This is a genomic window from Pseudomonas sp. E6002 (genome assembly GCF_013385565.1).
In the GTDB taxonomy this organism is placed as follows: domain Bacteria; phylum Pseudomonadota; class Gammaproteobacteria; order Pseudomonadales; family Pseudomonadaceae; genus Aquipseudomonas.
Window position 1 is genome coordinate 46,863 of record NZ_JACAPT010000031.1, and the last position, 23,037, is coordinate 69,899.

Below are 23,037 nucleotides of genomic sequence, written 5' to 3' on the forward strand. Positions count from 1 at the left end.
TGCTCAAAGGTAAAGCGGAATCAACGAGTTAACCTGCAAAGTACGGTTCGTTCTCAAGTCGTGCCGCCAAGATTAAGCGCAAAAATGTTCAACGAATATGAAACGCAGATGAAAAAGTCGTTTTTTTGGCAGGTAGACAGCTAGGGTTCAGGTAAACAGCAGAAGCACGGACAACGTCGTGCCGATGAGGGGAGAAGGGGCGGTAGCCTTTTTCTTCACGCGGGCAGGTTCCTGAAGAATCTTCTCTGCAATGCCGCGCAAGTGCCGGTAAAGTAAGCCATCTCTTGCCAGGGCAGTCGGATGAATAGCGTGCAGCGTTTACGGCCAATGTTGATGGTGTTGTTGATGACGGTGGCCTGGGCCACGAGTGTGCGGGCCGATGACGGCGTGGCACTGACGTCCATCGACCAGGTGCCCGATGGCGTAGAAGTGCGGGGTAAACAGGTCGGCGCCTTCGTCTGGAGCGACAAACAGGGCAAGAACCTGTTGGTACTCGCAGAGCAAGTCAGCGAACGCGACGACGACGGTGCGCAGTCGGCCTTTGTCTACGCCGCCCAGTACCTGCTCGACGGTGACCGGCCCAAGCGCCTGTGGATGCTCTACGACGACGTGCAGCATTGCGAGTTCGATGCCGGCGCGCACTTCAACAGCGACGCCACCCAGGTCACCGACCTGCTGGGCGATGGCATCAGCCAGGTCACCGTGGGGTATAGCCGCACCTGCACCAGTGACGTCAGCCCCAATGATTTCAAGCTGATCATGCACATCGGCAAGTCGCAGAAGTACCGCCTGCGCGGCATCGACCGCTATGGCGCCAGCTGGTGGGATGAAGACGCCGGCGCCCTGCAGGGCATGCCGTTGCCCAAGGATTGCAGCATCGCCGCCCAACAGGCGCTGGTCAGCCAGTACAAGGAGCAGGGTACCGAGCTGCCGCTTCCTGGCTGTTACGGCGACGAAGAAGATTTTGCCAAGGCGCCCAAACCGTACCTGGAGTTCATGCGCCAGCACTGGTTTGCCTTGATGCAGAAGCAGGACACCGACTGGAGCCAGCAGCAGACGCCAGCCCCGGCGGAAGACGATCAGGAATAGCCCCGGGGATTGACCTGCGCTAGACTCGGCGCTCGCCAATTCACTAAATATGTCGATTAAACAGATGGTTAGTCGACATATTTAATCCAAAGGCTGATCTACCTTGACTGAGTCTACCCGCAACCCGCTGACCCTCTATCTCACCCGCCTGGCGCCCTCCAGCCAGCTGACCATGCGCTACGTGCTGCAGGACGCCGCCGACCGCCTGGGTTTTGAAGACATCAACCTCGAAGACATCGACTGGCACCTGCTGCAGCCCGAACACGTCATGGCCCTGGTGGCGGTGCTGCGGGAAGACGGGTATGCGCCGAATACCTCATCGCTGTACGTCAACGCCGTGCGCGGGGTGATGAACGAAGCCTGGCGCATGAGCCTGATCAGCCAGGACCACCTGCTGAAGATGCGCTCGGTCAAGGCCATGGCCGGCACCCGCCTGAGCCAAGGGCGCAACCTGCGGCGTACGCTGATTCGTGAGTTGATGGAAGTCTGCGCCGCCGATCCGCGCCCGCAGGGCCTGCGGGATGCGGCGGTGATCGGGATCCTGTATGGCTCGGGCATGCGCAAGTCGGAATCGGTGAACATCGAGCTGGGCCAGGTCAACTTTGACGAGCGCAGCCTGCAGGTTACCGGCAAGGGCAACAAGCAATTGATCAAGTACGCACCGGCCTGGGCCTTTGCCAAGCTGGAGGCATGGCTGGCGTTTCGCCGCAGCCAGTTGAAACCGGGTGAGCAGGACGATGGTTTCCTGTTCAACCGGATTCGCCGGGGCAGCCATATCACCCGCGAGCGCATCACCAAACACGCGATTTACTACATCGCCCGCCAGCGTGGGGAACAGGTCGGCGTGAAAATCATGCCCCATGATTTCCGCCGTTCGTTTATCACGCGGGTCATTGAAGAGTACGACCTGTCGATCGCCCAGAAGCTGGCGCACCACACCAATATCCAGACCACCGCCACCTACGATGTGCGCGACGACAATGAGCGGCGCAGGGCCGTGGATCGGTTTGACCTGTAGGGCCGCCCGTAACCTGGCCCGCCAACTGCCTTGAACTCTGCCCGGCAGCCGCGCTCGCAATAGTAGGGCGCGGGTTTTGCCGCGTGCCGTGTTTATTCAGTCGAAGGAGCAGACCATGGATACCTACAACATCAACAAGACCGGCACCGGTTGGGCGTTGACCAAGCAGGGCTCGGCACGGCCGTCGAAAACGGCGGAGACCAAGGAGGCGATCGTTGAGTTGGCGAAGGAGTTTCTCAGCGACAAGACGGCGTCGCTGAGGATTCACAGCATGGATGGGCGGATTCAGGAGGAAAGAACCTATCCGCGCAAGGCTGACCCGACACGATCTCCGGGCTGACCGAGCACCCAATGTGGGAGCGGGCTTGCTCGCGAAGGCGGTGGTTCAGTTACAGATGCAATGCCTGACACTCCGCCTTCGCGAGCAAGCCCGCTCCCACACTGGAATTGCATTCAACTCTAGAGAATCGGCTTGCCACCCGTCACCGCGTACCTCGAGCCCGAGATGTAACTCGCCTCATCCGACGCCAGCAACACATAGATCGGCGCCACTTCCACCGGCTGGCCGGGGCGGCCCAGCGGTGTCTCGCTGCCGAAGCTGTTCACGTCTTCGTCCGGCATCGTCGAGACAATCAACGGCGTCCAGATCGGCCCCGGCGCCACGCTGTTCACGCGGATGCCCTTGCTGCCCAGCAGTTGTGCCAGGCCACCGGTAAATGGTGGCGGCGTAAGCCAGCAACGTTGGCTTGGGCATACGGCAGAGACCAAGGAGGCGATCGTTGAGTTGGCGAAGGAGTTTCTCAGCGACAAGACGGCGTCGCTGAGGATTCACAGCATGGATGGGCGGATTCAGGAAGAAAGAACCTACCCGCGCAAGGCTGACCCGACACGATCTAAGGGCTGACCGAGCACCCAATGTGGGAGCGGGCTTGCTCGCGAAGGCGTTGGATCAGTCACAGATGCATTGCCTGACACTCCGCCTTCGCGAGCAAGCCCGCTCCCACACTGGATTTGCATTCGACCCTAGAGAATCGGCTTGCCGCCCGTCACCGCATACCGCGAGCCCGAGATGTAACTCGCCTCATCCGACGCCAGCAACACATAGATCGGTGCCACTTCCACCGGCTGGCCGGGGCGCCCCAGCGGTGTTTCGCTGCCGAAGCTGTTCACGTCTTCGTCCGGCATCGTCGAGACAATCAACGGCGTCCAGATCGGCCCCGGTGCCACGCTGTTCACACGGATGCCCTTGCTGCCCAGCAGTTGTGCCAGGCCACCGGTAAAGTTCGCAATCGCGCCCTTGGTGGCGGCGTAACCCAGCAACGTTGGCTTGGGCATACGGCAGAGACCAAGGAGGCGATCGTTGAGTTGGCGAAAGAGTTTCTCAGCGACAAGACGGCGTCGCTGAGAATTCACAGCATGGATGGGCGGATTCAGGAGGAAAGAACCTATCCGCGCAAGGCTGACCCGACACGATCTCCGGGCTGACTGAGCACCCAATGTGGGAGCGGGCTTGCTCGCGAAGGCGGTGGTTCAGTCACAGATGCATTGCCTGACACTCCGCCTTCGCGAGCAAGCCCGCTCCCACACTGGATTTGCATCCGACCCTAGAGAATCGGCTTGCCGCCCGTCACCGCATACCGCGAGCCCGAGATGTAACTCGCCTCATCCGACGCCAGCAACACATAGATCGGTGCTACTTCCACCGGCTGGCCGGGGCGGCCCAGCGGTGTTTCGCTGCCAAAGCTGTTCACGTCTTCGTCCGGCATCGTCGAGACAATCAACGGCGTCCAGATCGGCCCCGGCGCCACGCTGTTCACGCGGATGCCCTTGCTGCCCAGCAGTTGTGCCAGGCCACCGGTAAAGTTGGCAATCGCACCTTTAGTGGCGGCGTAAGCCAGCAACGTTGGCTTGGGCATATCGGAATTCACCGAGCTGGTATTGATGATAGACCCGCCGGCCTTCATATGCGGCAGCGCCGCCTTGCAGATGCGAAACATCGCGGTGATGTTGATATCGAAGGTCTTGACCCATTCCTCGTCGGGCATCTCTTCGAGGGTCTCGTGGGTCATCTGGAATGCGGCGTTATTGACCAGCACGTCGATCCGCCCGAACTGCTCGACGGTCTGGTCGACAATCGCCTGGCAGTTGGCTTTTTGCGCGAGGTCGCCGGGCAGCAGCAGGCATTGGCGGCCGGCTTCTTCAACCCAGCGTGCGGTTTCCTTCGCGTCCTCGTGTTCGTCCAGGTAGGCGATGGCCACATCGGCACCTTCGCGGGCAAAGGCAATCGCCACGGCGCGGCCGATACCGCTGTCGGCGCCGGTGATCAGGGCGATCTTGTTGGCCAGGCGGCCGGAGCCGGTGTAGCTCTTCTCGCCGCAGTCGGGATAGGGGTCCATCTTCTTCTGCGAGCCGGGAACGGATTGGGCCTGGCTGGCGAAAGGTGGGCGCGGGTAGTCAGTCATCTCAATCTCCATAGATCACAACGGGTTCTATGGATTAGTGATTTTCAGCTGCCGGATAGTTGTAATCGATGCCGGCCGAGCCCGACGAATGGTTTGCGCTCAACCGTGCTGGCAGGCATCGCCCAGGCGCATGTAGTCCAGTTCATGACGCACGCCGTGGCTGTCGATGTAGACCATGTGACCCTTGACCGGCCCGCATTCGGTGGAGGATTCGGTACTGACGCGCACCACCTTGGCGATGTCCAGGTCCTGGGAATAGTCGTACGCCTCGCTGGCGGGGGCGTTGGCACTCACAGTGGGTGCCGGGGTTTCGCCCTGGGCGAAGGCAAGTGTGCTGAACAGGCCCAGCACGGCGATAAGCAGATAACGCATGAGAACCTCCGACACCACGAAGGTGGTGGCTTGACTGTGGGGTTCATTCTACAAAGCGCGTGGCGCGGGGATGAACGCTTGCGGGCCAATAGAAGACATCAGCCAAATCGATGCAGCAAGCCTCTTATAACCGGTTATAAACTCATAGCATCTTCGCCTAAACGCAGCCCTATAAATATCCGTCTGCCGCTGCTCATCCCTGTAGACACATACAACAGGGAGTTCCTCGATGTTTTTATTCAAACAACAACTACCAAGGCTGACGCTGGCGGCGGCGTTGGCGATGGGAGTGTGCACGACATCGGTGATGGCCCAGGAAGTGGCCGGCCAGGTGTTCACCTTCGATATCGCTGGCGGCCCGCTTGATACGGTGCTGCTGGATATCTCCCGGCAGACCGGGGTGATGATTTCGTTCAATCAACAGTGGGTGCAGGGCAAGCGCAGTGCCGCCATCCGCGGCGATTTGGGCAGCCTGCAAGCGGTGGACAAGGCGTTGCAGGGCAGCGGCCTGCAAGTGAGCGACAGCGAACAGGGGCTGACGGTGCATCCAGCACCCGTGACGTCCACCAGCGTCGCACCGGCCGAGGGCAAAAGTACTGATTACCGCCTGGAAAAAGTCACGGTGACCGGCTCGGCGATTCGCCGGGTGGACGCGGAAACGGCAGTGCCGGTGACCATCCTGCGGGTCGAGCGATTGCGCGAGCAGGGTGTGAGCACCACCGAGGAGTTGATCAACCGCATTTCGGCCAACCAGTCTGCCGTTGGCTCCGGGCGTTCGGTGGGTTCCAGCAGCGGCGGTGCGGCGTATGCCGACTTGCGCGGGATTGGCGCGAACAAAACCCTGGTGCTGCTCAATGGCCGGCGCCTGAGCAACAACGCCGTCAACACCACCAACGGTTCCGGGGTGGACTTGAACACCATCCCGTTCGCCGCTATCGACCGCGTGGAAGTCCTGCGCGATGGCGCCTCGGCGCTGTATGGCACCGACGCGATTGGCGGGGTGATCAACTTCATTACCAAGACCAGCCTCACCGGTGGGCAACTTTCCACCAACTACGATTCGCCCACACGCTCCGGCGGCGGCGACAGCCATAACTTCAGTGGCAGCTACGGTTTCGGCGACCTTGAAGAGGACCGCTTCAACGTGTTCGGCGTGGTCAGCTACGACAAGCAGACGCGCCTGGCGGCCAAGGACCGTGACTTCACCTACAACTACCAGCCAGGTCGCGGCCTGGATTTCACCTCCGGCACCGCCGCGCCGGCCAACTGGAGCCAGGGCAGCAACGCGACCAACCCGCTGGCCGGCTCCGGTTGCAATTCCCCCGGGCTGCTGTCACGCAATGGCATCTGCCGCCAAAGCCTGTGGAGTTACCTGGACCTGGTGCCGGAAACCGAAAAAACCTCGGCCTTTGCCAAAGCCACCGGCAAGCTGGCCGATGACCATACCGTCAGCCTCGAATACTTCTGGGCGCGCAACGAAAACCGTACGCAGATTGGCCCAGGCACCCTGATGGGCGCCCAGGTCAATCCGGGTACGCCTTTCTATCCGGGCAACGGCATCACCCCGGGCCCCACGGGTTTCGCCCTGGACCCGACACAGCCGGTAGACGTGAACTGGCGTGAAACCGATGCCGGCGCGCGCAAGCACGAAGATGACAACACCAGCCAGCGGCTGCTGCTGAGCTTTGAAGGCAATGTGGCGAACTGGGACTACAACGTCGGCGCGTCCTACAACCAGAACAAAGTGGTGCAAACCATTCTTGACGGCTATGTAAACGACCAGACCATCAGCCAGGGGATTGCCAACGGTGTGATCAACCCGTTCGGGCCGCAGAGTGAAGCGGGCAGGGCGTTGCTCGCCTCCAGCCGCGTCGATGGCGATTACGCCACTGCCGTGGGCCGAGTGAAGAGTATCGACGGGCGCGTAAGCCGTGAAATCGGCGACTGGTTCGGTGCGGGGCCGACGGGCCTGGCGCTGGGCGGTGAATATCGCAAGGAGGATTTCCACCAGGATTTCGCCCAGTTTGCCGAGACCGTGCAGAGCCTGGGCGTAGACCCCAATGGCGCGGTGCGCGGCAATCGCAGCGTGTCGGCCGAGTACGCCGAGGTCAACGTGCCGGTGCTCGAAAGCCTGGAACTGTCTGCCGCCGTGCGTCATGACAAATACAGCGACTTTGGCAGCACCACCAACCCGAAATACTCGTTCCGCTTCCAGCCGTTCAAGGAACTGGTGGTGCGCGGTGCCTACAGTGAAGGCTTCCGTGCGCCGTCGCTGTACGAGTTGTACAACCCGACCTACACCAGCTACACCGTGGCCAACTACAACGACCCGCGCCTGTGCCCGGGCGGCACCCCGGCCAATGGCGGGATCGGCAACCGCGACTGCGCCCAGCAGTTCCGCCGGCAAAGCGGGGGCAACGGCAGCTTGAGCCCGGAAACCGCACGTAACGTGACCTTTGGTTTCGTGTTCCAACCGATCGAGCGCCTCAGTGCCGGCCTGGATTTCTGGTGGATCACCATCGCCAACCAGATTGCCGAATTTCCTGAGTCGTCGGTATTCGATGACCCGGATGCCTACGGCGACCGCTTGATCCGCAAGGCGGATGGCTCCATCGATCACATCGTTACCGGCCTTGCCAACCTGGGTAAGACCAAGACCAACGGCGTGGATGTGAGTTTCGACTACCGCTTCCCGAGCACCGCCATCGGTGACTTCGGCATCGGCCTGCAAGGCACCTACGTCAACGAATACAAATACCAGCAGGAGCTCAAGGGCGACTACATCGACAAACTCGGTGATTTTCGTGGCGGCGAGTTCTCCACCGCGGGCGCCGTTGCGCGTTGGCGCCACAGCCTGACCGGCACCTGGGCCCGCGGACCGCTGGGCGTCAGCCTGACCAACCGCTACACCAGTGGCTATCACGACTCGGACCCCGACACCCACGACTCCGTAGGCTCCTACAACGTCTGGGACCTGGCGGGTACCTACAACTGGAGCAAGTCCCTGGCCGTCACGCTGGGCGCGAAAAACCTGTTTGACCGCGCGCCGCCGTTCAGCAACCAGACCTATGCGTTCCAGAGCGGGTACGACCCGAAATACGCCGACCCGTTTGGCCGCATCCTCTATACCCGGGTCAGCTATAACTTCTGATTGTTCATCAGGTCCAGACACTGCTCTATAAAACAGGCGGATCCACTGCACCCATCCCGTAGGTGCAGCGGGATTCGCCGGTCCATAACCTTATTCCAAAACGGTATTTCCAGGCTTTTCATAAGACTCCTTATGATCACGTCATAACTCGTTATGACAAGTGGTCCTGATGAACGAATCAACCGTCGCCTTATCCCCTCTGTCCAGCGTTCCGCTGCATGCCCAACTGCGGGACCTGCTGCGCAGCCGCATCCTTGATGGTGAGTACGCGCCGAACACCCAGATGCCTTCCGAGAGCGAACTGGGCACGCGCTTCAAAGTCAGCCGCATCACCGTGCGCCAGGCCCTGGGTGATCTGCAAAAGGAAGGCCTGATCTACAAGATCCACGGCAAAGGCACCTTTGTTTCCAAACCCAAGGCTTATCAGAACGTCAGCACCCTGCAGGGGTTGGGCGAGTCCATGACCGAGCGCGGCTATGAAGTGATCAACCGCCTGCGCAGCTACCGCTTCGTGCCCGCCGACAAGCTGGTGGCCGAGCGCCTGGGCGTGGAGGAGGGCAGCACTGTCGCGCAGATCAAGCGGGTACGGCTGATCAACCGCGAACCGGTGTCGCTGGAAATCACCTACCTCAGCCAGGCCCTGGGCGAACGCCTGGAAAACGCCGACTTGGTAACCCGCGACATTTTCCTGATCCTGGAGAACGACTGCGGCTTGCAACTGGGTCACGCCGACGTGGCGATTGACGCGGTACTCGCCGACAGCGAGCTGACCCAGGCGCTGAACGTCGAGGCCGGCTCGCCGATCATGCGCATCGAACGCCTGACCCACACCGCAGACGGTCAGCCCGTGGACTTCGAACACCTGTATTACCGTGGCGACGCGTTTCAGTATCGCCTGCGCATCGACCGTCAGCGAGGTAGCCGCCCGTGAGCCGCCAAACCCTGGAACTGGAATACGACATCGTGGTGATCGGCGGCGGTACAGCCGGCCCCATGGCGGCGATCAAGGCCAAGGAGGCCAACCGCGATCTGCGCGTATTGCTGATCGACAAGGCCAACGTCAAGCGCAGCGGCGCCATCAGCATGGGCATGGACGGCCTCAACAACGCGATCATTCCCGGCCACTCCACGCCGGAGCAGTACACCAAGGAAATCACGATTGCCAACGACGGCATCGTCAATCAGGCGGCGGTGTACGCCTACGCGACCCACAGTTTTGAAACCATCGAGCAGTTGGACCGCTGGGGCGTGAAGTTCGAGAAGGACGAAACCGGCGATTACGCGGTGAAAAAAGTCCATCACATGGGCGCCTACGTGTTGCCGATGCCTGAAGGGCACGACATCAAGAAGGTGCTGTATCGCCAGCTCAAGCGCGCCCGGGTCAGCATCACCAACCGCCTGGTGTGCACCCGCTTGCTGACCGACAGCGAAGGCGCGGTGAATGGCGTGATGGGTTTTGACTGCCGCACTGCGGACTTCCAGGTGATCAAGGCCAAGGCGGTGATCCTCTGCTGCGGCGCGGCCGGCCGCCTGGGCTTGCCGTCCTCGGGTTACCTGATGGGCACCTATGAAAACCCGACCAATGCCGGCGACGGCTACGCCATGGCCTACCACGCCGGAGCCGAACTGGCGAACCTGGAGTGCTTCCAGATCAACCCGCTGATCAAGGATTACAACGGCCCGGCGTGCGCCTATGTCACCGGCCCCTTGGGCGGCTACACCGCCAACAACAAGGGTGAACGCTTCATCGAGTGCGACTACTGGAGCGGGCAGATGATGTGGGAGTTCCACCAGGAACTGGAAAGCGGCAACGGCCCGGTGTTCCTCAAGCTCGATCACCTGGCGGAGGAAACCATCCAGAACATCGAGCAGATCCTGCATAGCAACGAGCGCCCCAGCCGTGGCCAGTTCCACGCCAACCGGGGCACCGACTACCGCAGCCAGATGGTCGAGATGCATATCTCCGAGATCGGCTTTTGCAGCGGGCATTCGGCGTCGGGCGTGTGGGTCAACGAGCGCGCGGAAACCTCGGTCAAGGGCCTGTATTCAGCGGGCGACATGGCGGCGGTGCCACATAACTACATGCTCGGCGCGTTCACCTATGGCTGGTTTGCCGGCACTAACGCGGCAAGCTTTGTGGCCGGGCGCGAATTCAGCGCGGTGGATGCCCGGCAAGTGGCCGCCGAGCAGGCTCGGGTCTATGCGCCACTGGACCGCGAAACCGGTCTGCCGCCGGCCCAGGTCGAGTACAAGCTGCGGCGCTTCGTCAACGATTACCTGCAGCCGCCCAAGGTCACCCGCAAGATGGAAATCGGCTTGCAACGCTTCGCCGATATCGAGCGCGACCTGGACCAGATGAAGGCGCACAACCCCCATGAATTGATGCGCGCCATGGAAACCAGCGTGATCCGCGACTGCGCCGAAATGGCTGCCCGCGCCTCGCTGTACCGCGCCGAAAGCCGCTGGGGCCTGTACCACTACCGGGTCGACCACCCGCAACGCAACGACGCCGACTGGTTCTGTCATTGCCACCTGAAAAAGGGCGAGGACGGGCAGATGGTCAGCTTCAAGAAACCCGTCGAGCCCTATGTGATCCCGCTGGATGCCGAAGAGATGCAGGCTTACGACCGCCTGCGCGTAGGGGCTGACGCCGCCTGAATGTGCCCCCCAAAGCTCGCTCACCACAGGACACCGTGAAATGGCCTATCAGCCCCAGGAAATATTCTTTCGCTCCAACGCCCCGGTAACGGTGGACGAGGACAAGTGCATCGCCGAAAAAGGCTGCACTGTCTGCGTCGACGTGTGCCCGATGGACCTGTTGGCGATCAACCCGGCAACGCAGAAGGCGTATATGGCGTTCGATGAATGCTGGTACTGCATGCCCTGTGAAAAAGATTGCCCCACCGGCGCCGTCAAGGTCGAGATTCCGTACCTGTTGCGCTGAGACCTGCCGCAAACGCCATCCGCCAACCCCGGACGCAGCCCTAGCCACACCCCCTCGTTTCCCACCGCGCCAGACCGTGGCGGAGACGATTCCTTCAACCATGATTCGAGGGGAACTACCCAATGTTATTGCGCGCAACCCTGGCCGGCCTGGTGCTGGCTTGCTTGAGCCTGTCGGCCCAGGCACAAACGATCCGGGTGGCCATCGGCACCCAGGACACCACCATCAACTGTGCCGCGGGCGGCTTGCTGATCCGCGAGCTGGGGCTGCTGGACAAATACCTGCCGCACGACGGCAAGTACAAGGACGCGACCTACGACGTGCAGTGGAAAAACTTCACCAGTGGCGCGCCGCTGACCAATGAAATGGTCGCCGGCAAACTGGACTTTGGCGCAATGGCCGACTTCCCCGGTGCCTTCAACGGCGTAGCGTTCGAGGCGGCGGGCAAGCACAGCCTGTTCATCAGCGTGTTGTCGGGCAACATCAAGGGCAGCGGCAACGGCATTGTGGTGCCGGTCGCTTCCAGCGCCCAGTCCCTGGCGGACCTCAAAGGCAAGACGATTTCCGTGCCGTTCGCCTCCACGGCCCATGGCATGTTGCTGCGCGCTGTTGCGGCCCAGGGCTGGGACCCGCTCAAGGACGTCAACATCATTGCCCAGGCGCCCGAAGTGGCAGGCTCGGCGTTGCAGGCCAACAAGATCGACGCCCATGCCGACTTTGTGCCGTTCGGCGAACTGTTCCCCAACCGTGGTTTCGCCCGCAAGATCTACGACGGCTCGCAATCCAACACCCCGACGTTCCACGGCGCGCTGGTGGACGAAAGTTATGCCAAACAGTACCCGGAAGTGGTCGTCGCCTACCTGCGCGCGAGTATCGAGGCCAATCAGTTGCTGGCCGCAGAGCCGGAGAAGTACAGCGAGCTGATCGAAAAAGTCACCGGCGTCGAAGCCGAGGTCAACTACCTGTTCCATGGCCCGCTGGGCGTGCAGACCCGTGACTTGAGCTGGAAACCCGAATACCGCCAGGCCGTGGGCACCGCGATCGACACCCTCAAGCTGCTGAAAAAGGCCGACCGTGGCCTGGACCTCAATACCTTTATCGATGACCAGTACATCCGTGCCGCGTTCAAGGCCTCGGGCCTGGACTATGCGGCGCAATTGGGCAACTACGGCCAGGCCCCGCTGAAGGCCAACGACGCTCTGAGCGGCGCGCCGATCACTGACTGGAAGCACGTCGCGCAAATCTGGGTCAAGGGTGAGCCCAAGGTGCGCGATTACGCGTCGGCCGAGGCGGCGTTCACCGCGCTGGACAGCCTGAACAAACAGGGCAAGGCGGTGCGCGCCGTGTATGCCCAGGCCGAAGACAGCGGCATCAAGCTGCTGGCGAGCCAGGCCTGGTTTGCCACCAACCAGCACGGCCAACTCAGTGCATTCCTGCTCAAGGGCCAGGCGCAGCAATTTGCCCAGGCCCAGGGCGGCAAGGTGTTCAACTTTACCGACGCCGGCGCGCAGGCCGTTGCCGGTCGCTGAGGGAGCGTGTTCATGACAAGCACCCCATGGCGCTGGCTGCCCAAGGCCGCTTCCTTGCTGTTGTGCCTGCTGTTCTGGCAGTTGGCGGCCAGCCAGCACTGGAACCTGTGGCTGGTGACATTTGCCAATGTGCCCACGCCGGGCTCCGTGCTGCAGGCTGCCCTGGGGCTGGCGGACTCGGGCAAGCTTGTGCGGCACTTGAGCGCAAGCCTGACCCGGGTGTTCGAGGGCTACCTGGCGGCCGCGCTGGTGGGGATCGGCCTGGGCATCGCGATTGGCCGCTGGAAGTGGGCGGAAGACCTGCTGTTGCCGCCGCTGGAGGTGATCCGGCCGATCCCGGCGGTAGCCTGGATCCCGCTGGCGATCCTGATGTTCCCGTCGTCGGAGCTGTCGATGATCTTCATCACCTTCACCGGCGCGCTGTTTCCGGTGCTGCTCAATACGGTGCATGGCGTGGAAGGCGTCGATCCTCGGCTGATCGCCTCGGCGCGCAGCCTGGGGGCAGGGCGCCGGGCGATCCTGCTGGAGGTGATTTTGCCGGGCGCCGCGCCGAGCATCATCACCGGCCTGGCGATTGGCATGGGCACTTCGTGGTTCTGCCTGGTGACGGCGGAAATGATCTCCGGCCAGTACGGTATCGGCTATTACACCTGGGAGTCCTACACCATCCAGAACTATGCCGACATTGTCGTTGGCATGCTGTTGATCGGCGTGCTGGGCATGGGCAGCAGCCTGTTGGTCAAGCGTCTCGGCGCACTGTTCACTCCCTGGCATCGACCACGAGGTAAAGCCTGATGAGTCATCTTGAGGGCCGTGTCGACATACGCGGCTTGTCCATTGTATTGGGCGAACAGCAGCAGGCATTCGAGGCGGTGAAAGCCCTGGATTGCAGGATCGAGCCGGGGCAGTTCGTGTGCATCCTCGGCCCGTCCGGGTGTGGCAAGTCAACCTTGCTCGGCGCGCTGGCCGGGCATCTCACGCCAAGCCAGGGCACGCTGGAAATGGATGGCCGGCCGATTGCCGGCCCGTCCCAGCAACGGGGCATGGTGTTTCAGCAACACACACTGTTCCCTTGGCGTTCGGTACGCGAAAACGTCGCCTTCGGCCTGAAGATGCGCGGCGTAGGCAAGGCCGAGCGCCTGGCCGCCGCCGATGAGATCCTTCACCTGGTGGGCCTGGAAGGTTTTGCCGAGCGCTGGCCCAACCAGCTGTCGGGTGGTATGCAGCAGCGGGTGGAAATTGCCCGGGTGTTGATCAATCGTCCCGGCCTGCTGTTGATGGATGAGCCGTTCGGCGCGCTGGATGCCCTGACCCGCATGAAGATGCAGGCCTTGCTGCTGGACATCTGGACGCGCATCCGCACCACCGTGGTGTTTGTCACCCATGACATCGACGAAGCGCTGTTCCTGGCCGACCGCATCCTGGTGATGAGCCCGCGCCCCGGGCGCATCATCGAGGATTTCCAGCTGACTTTCCCAAGACCGCGCAGCACCGAACTGATGACCTCGCCGGAATTTACCCACCTCAAGCGCCATTGCCTGGAACTGCTGCACCACGAAGATGGTCGCCAGTTACCACGGCTGAACCCGCTCGGGCTACCCAACGATCACCCAAGACCGCGATTTGCCATATGACCTATGAAACCGAAAACCCCGACATCCAAGCCCTGCGCCCGCGGCTGCAAGCGCCGGATGCCGGCATGCGCCGGATCGCCCTGATTGACCTGGCTGACCTGGAAGACCCCGACGGCCTGGTGTGGCTGGTGGACAGCCTGCGCCACGACCCGGCCACCGACGTGCGCGCCCAGGCTGCCAGCCTGCTGGAGGCGTGGGAAGAAGACGCAGTGGTCAAGGCGCTGTGCCAGGCGCTGACCGACACTGAAGCGTCGGTACGTGATGCCGCCGCCCAGAGCTTGAGCGTACTCAAGACGACGCAGGCGGGCCGGCTGTTATTGCCTTGGGCCACCCACGCCGACGTCAGCGTGCGCACGGCAATCTTCCGTGCCCTGCGCGAGTTGCGCCTTGAAGCGGCGGCGCCGTCGGCAATGCTGGCGCTGAGCGATACCGATGCGGGGGTGCGCCGCGAAGCGGTCGGTGTGCTCGGCTGGCTCAAGCACCTGCCGGCATTGGACGCCCTGGCGAGGTTGGCCAGCAGCGATCCGGACACCGAAGTCCGGCGTGCCGCCACCGGCGCCCTCGGCCTGGCCAGTGATGAGCGGGTACTGCCGGCGCTGTATGAAGCGTTGCAGGACGCCACCTGGCAAGTACGGGAAGAGGCCGCGACCACCTTGGGCAAAGTCGGTAGCACCCGCGCGGGCGACGCCTTGATCACGGCGCTGGCCGATGACTACTGGCAAGTCCGCCTGCGCGCTACCCGCAGCCTTGGGCGCCTGCGGTATGCACCGGCGTTGTCGGCGCTGCTCCTGACGTTGGGCCACAGCATCAGCAACCTGCGCAAGGAAGCCGCCCTGGCGCTGGGCGAGTTGGGCGACCGACAGGCCCTTGGCCCGCTGCGTGATGCGGCCGACGATGGCGACCCGGAAGTACGCAAGGCGGTGCGCATTGCCCTGGCACAACTGCAATGAACAGTGCACCGAACGGCATTGGCCGCGATGATGATGGGCGCTTGAGGCTGGAATGGCGCGACGGCGTGCAATGGATCGACCACGCTCGCCTGCGCCGTGAATGCCCGTGCTCGCAGTGCCGGGCCTTTCGGTTGAGAGGCATGCCGCCGCTGGTGTCGGACCGTGTCCGGGTGCTGGAGGTCCATCCCCAGGGGTATGGCGTGCAGTTGATTTTCAGCGATGGGCACCAGCGGGGGATTTACCCGTGGGCTTATTTGGCAGCAATGGGGCTCCAGACCGGGGCGCCAATCTCCGCTGGTCAGGTGCGCGACTGAGGTTGCAGGTGTGCCGGCAGGCGGCGCAGCGTCCACCACACCGTCAGCATCGCTGCCACGGCGCTGAGGGCGATGCCGATCAACATCGGCGCCGGTGTGTGGTCTGCGAACAGGCCGGCCAGGGACATGGCTACGGCGGCGGTGATCATCTGGATCGCGCCCAACAGCGCCGAGGCCGAACCGGCCACGGCACCGTGATCTTCCAGGGACAACACGCCGGCCGCCGGCAACAGCAAGCCGAGAAAGCCAAAGCCAATAAACAGCAGTGCCATCATTAACGGCAGGCTGTTGCCCCACAGTGTGGTCAGTGCCAGCAAGGTCATGACGGTCGCCACGCCCGCCACCGACCAGCGAATCAACGGCGCGAGGCCGAAGCGTGCACTCAAGCGCGCGGTCAACTGGCTCAGGGCAAAAAACGACGCCGCGTTGAGGGCAAAGCACAGGCTGAATTGCGTTGGCGTGAGCCCGTAGTACTCGATGTAAACGAATGGCGCGCTGCCGATGAACACGAAGAACGTCGCAAGGCAAAAACCGCCCACTACCGACAACCCGGTAAACACCGGATCACGCAGCAACGCGCCGTAGCTGCCGAACGCATTGCCCAGGGTCTTGCCCAGGCGGCGTTCGGCGGGGTGGGTTTCCGGCAATTGCACGGCGGTCATGATCAGGCACAGCACTGCAGCCACACCCAGTACCCAAAACACTTCGCGCCAGCTCCACACGGCAATGATCACGCTGCCGGCCAGCGGCGCGAGAATCGGTGAAATGCTCACCACCAGCATCAGCAACGCCATCAGGCGCGCGGCTTCATGGCCGGTGTACAAGTCACGCACAATCGCCCGCGGAATCACCATCCCGGCGCAGGCGCCAAAGGCCTGCAACGCCCGGAAGCCGATCAGCACCTCGATGGAGGGGGCGAGGGCGCAACCAATGCTGGCCACGATGAAAATCGCCAGGCCGGCATAGATCGGCGGCTTGCGCCCGAACACATCGCTGATCGGGCCGTAGAACAGCTGGCACACACCGATGATCATGAAGAACACTGTCAGGCTCATCTGCACCGCGGCAGGCGAGGCATGCAGGCTGGCGCCGAGTGTCGGCAACGCCGGCAGGTAGCTGTCGATGGCAAACGGGCCGACGGCGGTGATCAACCCCAGCAGCAGGGCGAGGTGGGCGATACTTCGAGACATGGTGGTTCCGGGCGGCGGTAAAAAAGAGGGGCCAGCTTAGTGATCGCCCTCGGCGCATACAAGCCGGTGTTTACAGACTCGCTACAGAGTCACCAGCGGCAGGGTGTCGTGAATAGGCAATGGATACGGGAGATAGACGTAACGTACTGATTTAACTCAACTAAATATCCATTTAGTCGAGTTGGATATTTTGCGAATTTAAGGCTGGGCGAGGGCGGTCGTTCGGCGCTCACTGATGCGTTCAACCGCCAGCATATGGTCGGTGCCCCATTGGCAAAGCGGCCCCAATGCCTGGGCCAGCGAGCGTCCGAAGGGAGTCAGGGAGTATTCGACCTTTGGCGGTATCTCCTTGTAGTCGATGCGCGCGATGATCTCATCGCGTTCCAGCTCCTTCAATTGCTGGATCAGCACCTTGTCCGTCACGCCGCCAACGGCGCGCCGCAGTTCGCCATAACGGTGAACTTCATGGGCCAGGTGATACAGGACCAACGGTTTCCATTTCCCGCCAATCACCGCCAGGGCGGCGTCGAGCCCGCAGTTAAAGGTGCTGTTTGACATGTTTTTGCCCTCAGGCTGGGTACTTACCAAAAGGTGCATACTATTCAAAACAATAGCGCAGATCTACGCTTGGGCCTCAACATTTGAGGGAAACACTCATGAACAGGCTCAACGGGAAAATCGCCGTCGTCACCGGTGGCAACAGCGGGATCGGCTTGGCCAGCGCCATACGCTTTGCGGCCGAAGGTGCACAGGTCGTTATCGTGGGACGCCGCCAGGATGAACTGGACAAAGCCTTGGTCCTGATCGGGCATGACGCGATCGCGATCCAGGGCGACATTTCAAACCTGCGTGATCTTGAGCGGGTATTCGCGCAGATCAAGGCTGACAAAGGTCGTGTTGATGTGTTGTTCGCCAATGCGGGCCTTGGGGATCTGGAGCCCATTGGTGCGATCACGGAGGAATCGTTTGATCGCACCTTTGGCGTGAACGTGAAAGGCACGTTGTTCACCGTACAGAACGCGTTGCCATTGATGAGCGCCGGTGGCTCGATTGTGCTGACAGGTTCGACGACGGCCTCGATGGGCACCGCAGCGTTCAGCGTCTACAGCGCGTCGAAAGGCGCACTGCGAAACTTCGCGAGAAGCTGGGCGCTGGATCTGCAAGGCACAGGTATTCGCGTGAACGTGCTATCACCTGGGCCGACAACGACACCGGGTTTGGACAGAGCGCTATCAGGTACCGGCCAGAAGGATGCGATTGTCGATTCGATGGTTACGCGTGTACCGCTGGGTCGTATGGGGCAGCCAGATGAAGTGGCGAATGCGGCATTGTTCCTGGCATCGGATGAGAGCAGCTTTATGACGGGCAGCGAGATGTTCGTGGATGGCGGTTTCGCTCAGGTGTGATCCAGGCTCATCGACCAAATCGAGACAGGCTGGGTTTGGTCGATGAGGAGCGTGGTGCACTGGTTGAAATCTGGCTGGCACTGACCCTGATAACGGGTCATATGATTACGCATAATGTATATTATGTTAAAAGAGGTGCCATGCCAGAAATGTTCATGAGGCTCATAAGGCACTGATTCGACAAACCCGCTTCTGGTGTCCATTCTCCCAACGGGCAATGTCCTTTGTGTTCATGGTGCGTCCTAATGAGGTGGCAGCCAATGAAGCTGGTTCAGTGTCGTTTCTCGTCCGGTCAGCGCGTGCCACTGCTTGTGCAGGATGGTCCAGAGGCGCTCTTGCCCAAGCTGGTACCATTTATCTACGTCCAGCTCAGACTCAGGCACCGTGCATACAACACGGCCGCAGCGCACCTGCGTGCGATCCAGGCCTTCTACACCTATGCCAAACGCCGAGAGCTGGATAACGCAACGTCTCTGGCTCTATCGGATACGCCCAGCGGAACATACCTGTCACGTATTCTCTTCCCTCAAATGCACATCTCAGAAAGGTTGAGGATCAAGACCAGAACAATTTCCGCGAAGCCTGTCGCAGAAGCAGTAGCCCGTGGCGAAGCGGAGATAGGCTTCCAACAATTGAGTGAGCTGATGCACATGGAAGGCATCGATGTGATTGGGCTTATCCCCGATCAGGTTCAGAAAATGACAATGTACTCAGCGGCCATCATCACGGGCAGCGTGCAGCAAGAGGGGGCTGCCGAGCTATTAAAGTTCCTCAGTTCAGAAGCCGCTAGGAGTGCCATGAAGCTCGGCGGATTAACACCTGTTCGATGAGCCTTGCTAGGAGCTGTGTGCTCGCTATTGGACCGCTGCTAGGACTGTAGCTGCTTTATGGTTGGTCATTTGAGGGGGCGATTTTGTTTGCTGACTCAAGCTTATGCCATCGAGTTCTTGAGGGCTTAGCCTCCTAGGCACGATTTATCGGCAGCTCATCTCACTTTTAATCCTATTCCGATGTTTTGCTTAGTACCGGACTTTCATAATTCACCTCAATGAGCGCCCCATCTGAACTCATCGATTGGCGGCAATTCAATGAGGTATAGACATGACTATCTCCAAAAAACGTTTGTGTGCCCTGTTGGCAGGTTCGGCTGCAGCGCTAGCCGCACCGTTCATTTACGCGACCGGTATGCAGCCTGAGACCTCTGTGGTGATATTGTATGAGGCCGAAGGTGAAACCAGCATCAACGTCAAGAACACCGACGGCACTCCGGCACTGTTGTATTCGACTATCGAGAATATTCCCGAGGACACCGAGCCCCTGGTAGTGCTGACTCCACCCGTCACCCGTGTTGAGGCCGGTGAAACCCAGCTTGTGCGTTTCCTGCGTCAAGGAGGCGAGCCGGTGACAACCCAGCGACTCAAGCGCGTAATCTTTGAAGGCATCGCTCCAAAACTCAACAGCCAAGGTCGCTCGACTGTCGGTGTCAGCATGCGTCAGAACCTACCTTTGATCGTTCACCCCAAAGGTCTGGAGCCTAACCGTGAGCCTTGGAAGTTGCTGAAATGGGGTATCCATAACGGCAAGCTGGTGGTAATCAACAACAGCGCCTATGTCGTGCGGTTGTCTCAAGAGCTGAAACTCAAGCCTTCGGGCAAGACGGCCTTGCTGCCACGCACCTATGTCCTGCCTGGTGAGACATTGAAGATGGCGTTGGCACCTGAAGCTATCCACTCAAGCTCGGTAACCATCGGCCCTGGCACGGTCTATGGTTTCTCTGTCGATAAGTACGAAGCGCCTATCGATGCCACTACTAGTTACTGAGCACGCGCAATAGTCAACAGCTTTTGCACTCCCCGCCTGTTTCTACCTAGCAGTCCTAAACCATGAAAAAGCCTTTCCTGGCTACCTATAAGGGTGGCCGCTGCAAACTCGTGCCTGAACAAAGCACGCGCCCTTTCCTACCGATCTTTGCGCCCCTTGCGTACGCGATCTGGAACGCACTCTTGCTTACGCCGATTGCCGCCCAGGCGGACATGTTGCAGAGGGCTGGGCAAGCCAGCGGCGATTTCGCAAGGTTCGATATGCAAACCCTTAAAGCACGCGGCATTGACCCCAAGCTGGCTGATTATTTTCGCGAGCCCGCGCGGTTTACGGAGGGCGCGCACGTGGCTTCACTGGTGGTTAACGGGGTCAAGCTGGGCAGAGTGGATGCCCGGTTCGACAACCACGGAGAGCTGTATTTTGACGAGGCATTGCTGACCAAGGCCCGTCTGAAGGTTCCCGGTTCGCAGTACGTGCTGAGTTCAAAGGACGCCACCGAAAAACGTTATGACTTTGTGGCAGCGTACCCGCAAACCGAGGTCAGCCTGCACCCGAACAAGGATGAGATTTTTCTAGTGGTCCCGCAGCATGCCTTACAGAGCGATGCGTCCCAGACTACGAACTTCAGCAGTGGTGGCACTGCTGCCCTTTTCAACTATGACGTAATGGCCATGCGTTCGGAATTCGGTTCGCAGTCTAGCGACTACCTGTCGGGCTCGACCGATCTGGGGTTCAACATGAGTAACTGGATCGTTCGCAGTCACCAGCTTTATAGCAAGAGCGACGACAGAGAGAGCTTCGAACATTTATACGCATACGCGCAACGCACATTCACCGAGCAAAAGGCCCTGCTGCAGGTCGGGCAGATCAATATCAACAACCCGCTTTTTTCCGGGGGGGCGATTACCGGCGTGCAGATACTGCCCGAAACGGCGCTACTGGGGTCGGCCCGTTCCGGGGCACGGGTAGAGGGCATCGCCAATACACAATCCACGATAGAAGTACGTCAGGTCGGTGCGTTGATCTACACCACGATAGTGCCGGAAGGACCGTTCAGCCTGAGCGATATACCGTTGCTCAACAGCAACTCCGATCTGGACGTCAAAGTGCGAGACATCACTGGCGCAGAGCGAAACTACGTCGTGTCAGCAGCGTCATTTCGCAACGCTGTTACAGTCCGACCTGGTTACACCTTTTCTGCCGGCAAGATACGCAACCAGGGCGCCAATGATGAGAACCAACCCTGGGTGATTACCGGCACCGGTACCTGGGGCCTGAGTGAAAGCCTGACCGCTACTACCGGGCTGATGGCAGCCCCCGACTATCAATCCACCGGATGGGGCGTGGACACCAACCTCGCAAAGGACACCAGCCTGAGTGTGCGTAACCTCTACTCCCACACAGCCAAGGAAGACGTAAAAGGCACCCAGGCCAGTGTCACCTTGAGCACGCGTTTCACCGAGGCCGTGTCGGGCAGTGTGTCGGCTACCCGGCAGACCACCGGCTATCGAGAACTGTCCGACACCACATTGCGTGCTGATCACGATTGGTACAACCGCCGCTACAAGAGCCAATACAGTGCCTCGCTGGGCTGGTCCAATAGCACGCTGGGCAGCTTCAACGTGTCCATTTCACCCAGCCGTACCTTCAATGGCGACTCTACCAACCGCCTGGTGGGCTCCTGGGGGAAAACGTTCAAACATGCCACTGTGTCTGCCACCGTGGAAACCGCATTAAGCGGCTCGTCCAACAGTCAGGGTGACAGCGACGACGCAATCTACTTCAGCGTCAGCGTGCCCCTGGGCCAGTCCCGTAGCGTGCGCACCTATGCCAGCCGACGCGGCGACAACCAGCGTTTTGGTGCAACGTATTCCGAAACCATCAATGACCAGTTCAATTACCGTCTTAGCACCGAGAGCACTGGCGACCGGGGTGACAACTATTCTACCGCCAACCTCTCGGCCATTCCTCGCTTCACCAGCGTGGACCTGGGTTATGCCCAAGGCCCGGACAGCGAGAACTACAACGCTCGAGTCTCCGGCGGCGCAGTAGCACATCAAGATGGGGTGACCTTCTCGCCATATCCGGTGCAAGACACCTTCGGCATCGTGGACGTCGGCGACCTGTCCGGGGTCAAGGTGTCGACACCTTATGGCCCGGTATGGACTGACTACAAAGGCAAAGCAGTGGTACCACAACTGAGTGCCTATCGAGATAGCCGCGTCGAGGTGCAAACAAAATCGCTGCCGAAACGGATCGACCTACAGAACGGCTTCCAGAGAATTGGCGCCGGCCGTGGTTCGGTGAGTCACCTCGACTTCAAGGTCATCAAGGTTCAACGCATCCTGATTAACGCCTCCGACACAGCAGGACAACCGCTGCCCAAAGGTTCTTCGGTACTTGATGACAAAAACCACTTCCTTACGACGGTCCTGGACAAGGGCGTCATCTTTCTTTCTGACCTGGCCCCTACTGAAGTACTGAGGGTTTCTCTCACTGATGAAAAGTCCTGCCTGCTGAAGATCGACTTCCCCAAGGAGACTGACTATGACGCTTTTTACGATGTTGCACCGGCTGTTTGTCATGCGCCGTAGCACCAGTGCAGATTGCGCGCGATGGCTTGGCACTGCGCTTACCCTGGTTGCCAGTAGTACGTTCGCGGCCGACTGCGAAATGCGTTTGAGCAACCCGGAGGTCGATTACGGCACACTTAACCGGAGCGATATGGATATCCGCGGGAGTGCTCCGATTGCCCTCGGAAACCGGCAACTAAACCTGACGGTGGTCTGTCGCGAAGAAACCCGCTTTGGATTGCGGTTTGAGGGACAAGCGGCGGATTTGAATAGCTACCGGTTTGCCGATAAAGGCCATTTCACAATCACGCTGAGTAACGCAACGCTGGATGGAAATACCGTGCAACTCGCTCAGGCTGGCAGTGCCAGGCCGTTATCGCCAACGGAGCTACTGCGCCCAAATCAAGTGGTGACAACTATGGTTCAAGGTCAGCGGGCTGTTGGCAAAGTTTTTTTGGCTCAGGTTGAAATTCAAACGTATATCAGTGACACAGAGACATATGCGCGCGACATCACCGTACTTGAAGGGCTCGGTAGTTTGACACTGGATACACAATAGAAGATTGCATATCGACTTTTATTTT

The 23,037-nt window shown here is 60.5% G+C and carries 21 protein-coding genes and 4 pseudogenes; 19 read left to right on the forward strand and 6 right to left on the reverse strand.

Features of this window, described 5'->3' with window-relative positions; genetic code table 11:
• Positions 1-300 precede the first annotated feature (300 nt).
• The 3 genes from HX815_RS24745 to HX815_RS24755 all read left to right on the forward strand — a co-directional run bounded on the left by HX815_RS24745 (position 301) and on the right by HX815_RS24755 (position 2,447).
• Entirely contained in the window at positions 301-1,089 is a 789-nt protein-coding gene (locus HX815_RS24745; protein WP_087692999.1) for a M949_RS01915 family surface polysaccharide biosynthesis protein, read from the forward strand.
• A gap of 103 nt (positions 1,090-1,192) precedes the next feature.
• Positions 1,193-2,107, forward strand: coding sequence for a tyrosine recombinase XerC (gene xerC, locus HX815_RS24750; protein ID WP_087692998.1), 915 nt, complete (start codon positions 1,193-1,195; stop codon positions 2,105-2,107).
• Positions 2,108-2,222: 115 nt separating this feature from the next.
• Positions 2,223-2,447, forward strand: coding sequence for a DUF2188 domain-containing protein (locus HX815_RS24755; protein ID WP_003217639.1), 225 nt, complete (start codon positions 2,223-2,225; stop codon positions 2,445-2,447).
• A gap of 119 nt (positions 2,448-2,566) precedes the next feature.
• On the opposite strand, the pseudogene HX815_RS24760 reads toward HX815_RS24755, so the two are convergent.
• Positions 2,567-2,861 (reverse strand): annotated as a pseudogene (locus HX815_RS24760) (SDR family oxidoreductase); the annotation flags it as partial.
• Between HX815_RS24760 and HX815_RS24765 the strand changes: the two are divergent.
• Positions 2,862-3,011, forward strand: a pseudogene (locus tag HX815_RS24765) (DUF2188 domain-containing protein); the annotation flags it as partial.
• Positions 3,012-3,130: 119 nt separating this feature from the next.
• Here the strand turns inward: HX815_RS24765 and HX815_RS24770 are convergent.
• Positions 3,131-3,442, reverse strand: a pseudogene (locus tag HX815_RS24770) (SDR family oxidoreductase); the annotation flags it as partial.
• Between HX815_RS24770 and HX815_RS24775 the strand changes: the two are divergent.
• Positions 3,443-3,592 (forward strand): annotated as a pseudogene (locus HX815_RS24775) (DUF2188 domain-containing protein); the annotation flags it as partial.
• 119 nt (positions 3,593-3,711) lie between these two features.
• Here HX815_RS24775 and HX815_RS24780 read toward each other — a convergent pair.
• Together HX815_RS24780 and HX815_RS24785 are read right to left on the reverse strand one after the other, a co-directional pair.
• Positions 3,712-4,569 carry an SDR family oxidoreductase gene (locus HX815_RS24780; RefSeq protein WP_177029026.1) on the reverse strand — a complete coding sequence of 286 codons (858 nt, stop codon included), beginning with the start codon at positions 4,567-4,569 and terminating at the stop codon, positions 3,712-3,714.
• 99 nt (positions 4,570-4,668) lie between these two features.
• On the reverse strand, positions 4,669-4,941 hold the full coding sequence (locus HX815_RS24785) for a DUF2790 domain-containing protein (RefSeq protein WP_008433423.1): 273 nt from the start codon (positions 4,939-4,941) through the stop codon (positions 4,669-4,671).
• Positions 4,942-5,170: 229 nt separating this feature from the next.
• Between HX815_RS24785 and HX815_RS24790 the strand changes: the two genes are divergently transcribed.
• The 9 genes from HX815_RS24790 to HX815_RS24830 all read left to right on the forward strand — a co-directional run bounded on the left by HX815_RS24790 (position 5,171) and on the right by HX815_RS24830 (position 15,463).
• Positions 5,171-8,092: a TonB-dependent receptor gene (locus HX815_RS24790; RefSeq protein ID WP_177029027.1), complete on the forward strand. Its 2,922-nt coding sequence runs from the start codon at positions 5,171-5,173 to the stop codon at positions 8,090-8,092.
• A gap of 169 nt (positions 8,093-8,261) precedes the next feature.
• Positions 8,262-9,023 carry a GntR family transcriptional regulator gene (locus HX815_RS24795; protein ID WP_008433419.1) on the forward strand — a complete coding sequence of 254 codons (762 nt, stop codon included), beginning with the start codon at positions 8,262-8,264 and terminating at the stop codon, positions 9,021-9,023.
• Positions 9,020-10,750, forward strand: coding sequence for a fumarate reductase/succinate dehydrogenase flavoprotein subunit (locus HX815_RS24800; RefSeq protein ID WP_003217648.1), 1,731 nt, complete (start codon positions 9,020-9,022; stop codon positions 10,748-10,750). Before HX815_RS24795 ends, HX815_RS24800 begins: the two co-directional genes overlap by 4 nt.
• 40 nt (positions 10,751-10,790) lie before the next feature.
• Positions 10,791-11,036, forward strand: a complete 246-nt coding sequence (locus tag HX815_RS24805) for a ferredoxin family protein (RefSeq protein ID WP_003217650.1) — start codon at positions 10,791-10,793, stop codon at positions 11,034-11,036.
• A gap of 122 nt (positions 11,037-11,158) precedes the next feature.
• Positions 11,159-12,565: an ABC transporter substrate-binding protein gene (locus tag HX815_RS24810; RefSeq protein WP_008433414.1), complete on the forward strand. Its 1,407-nt coding sequence runs from the start codon at positions 11,159-11,161 to the stop codon at positions 12,563-12,565.
• A 12-nt stretch (positions 12,566-12,577) separates the two neighbouring features.
• Positions 12,578-13,360, forward strand: a complete 783-nt coding sequence (locus HX815_RS24815) for an ABC transporter permease (RefSeq protein ID WP_134326624.1) — start codon at positions 12,578-12,580, stop codon at positions 13,358-13,360.
• Positions 13,360-14,199 carry an ABC transporter ATP-binding protein gene (locus HX815_RS24820; RefSeq protein ID WP_177029028.1) on the forward strand — a complete coding sequence of 280 codons (840 nt, stop codon included), beginning with the start codon at positions 13,360-13,362 and terminating at the stop codon, positions 14,197-14,199. The genes HX815_RS24815 and HX815_RS24820 overlap by 1 nt, the downstream gene beginning before the upstream one ends.
• Entirely contained in the window at positions 14,196-15,149 is a 954-nt protein-coding gene (locus tag HX815_RS24825) for a HEAT repeat domain-containing protein (protein WP_177029029.1), read from the forward strand. The genes HX815_RS24820 and HX815_RS24825 overlap by 4 nt, the downstream gene beginning before the upstream one ends.
• Positions 15,146-15,463 (forward strand): DUF971 domain-containing protein, encoded by a 318-nt coding sequence (locus tag HX815_RS24830; protein WP_008433404.1) that lies wholly within the window; start codon positions 15,146-15,148, stop codon positions 15,461-15,463. Before HX815_RS24825 ends, HX815_RS24830 begins: the two co-directional genes overlap by 4 nt.
• Here the strand turns inward: HX815_RS24830 and HX815_RS24835 are convergent.
• Both HX815_RS24835 and HX815_RS24840 read right to left on the reverse strand, forming a co-directional pair.
• The gene (locus HX815_RS24835) at positions 15,448-16,653 is read right to left on the reverse strand and encodes a multidrug effflux MFS transporter (protein WP_177029030.1); all 1,206 of its coding nucleotides are present in this window, start codon (positions 16,651-16,653) and stop codon (positions 15,448-15,450) included. The genes HX815_RS24830 and HX815_RS24835 overlap by 16 nt on opposite strands.
• Before the next feature lie 198 nt (positions 16,654-16,851).
• Complete coding sequence (locus tag HX815_RS24840; protein WP_177021099.1) at positions 16,852-17,211, reverse strand: helix-turn-helix domain-containing protein; 360 nt, start codon at positions 17,209-17,211, stop codon at positions 16,852-16,854.
• Positions 17,212-17,309: 98 nt separating this feature from the next.
• Between HX815_RS24840 and HX815_RS24845 the strand changes: the two genes are divergently transcribed.
• The 5 genes from HX815_RS24845 to HX815_RS24865 all read left to right on the forward strand — a co-directional run bounded on the left by HX815_RS24845 (position 17,310) and on the right by HX815_RS24865 (position 23,012).
• The gene (locus HX815_RS24845; protein ID WP_087692989.1) at positions 17,310-18,059 is read left to right on the forward strand and encodes an SDR family NAD(P)-dependent oxidoreductase; all 750 of its coding nucleotides are present in this window, start codon (positions 17,310-17,312) and stop codon (positions 18,057-18,059) included.
• A 260-nt stretch (positions 18,060-18,319) separates the two neighbouring features.
• The gene (locus HX815_RS24850) at positions 18,320-18,889 is read left to right on the forward strand and encodes a substrate-binding domain-containing protein (protein WP_177022826.1); all 570 of its coding nucleotides are present in this window, start codon (positions 18,320-18,322) and stop codon (positions 18,887-18,889) included.
• 271 nt (positions 18,890-19,160) lie between these two features.
• A complete protein-coding gene (locus HX815_RS24855) occupies positions 19,161-19,880 on the forward strand; it encodes a fimbria/pilus chaperone family protein (protein ID WP_177029031.1) in 720 nt (239 codons plus the stop codon).
• Positions 19,881-19,942: 62 nt separating this feature from the next.
• Complete coding sequence (locus HX815_RS24860; protein WP_177029032.1) at positions 19,943-22,474, forward strand: fimbrial biogenesis usher protein; 2,532 nt, start codon at positions 19,943-19,945, stop codon at positions 22,472-22,474.
• Complete coding sequence (locus HX815_RS24865) at positions 22,428-23,012, forward strand: hypothetical protein (protein ID WP_177029033.1); 585 nt, start codon at positions 22,428-22,430, stop codon at positions 23,010-23,012. Before HX815_RS24860 ends, HX815_RS24865 begins: the two co-directional genes overlap by 47 nt.
• Positions 23,013-23,037: the final 25 nt, after the last annotated feature.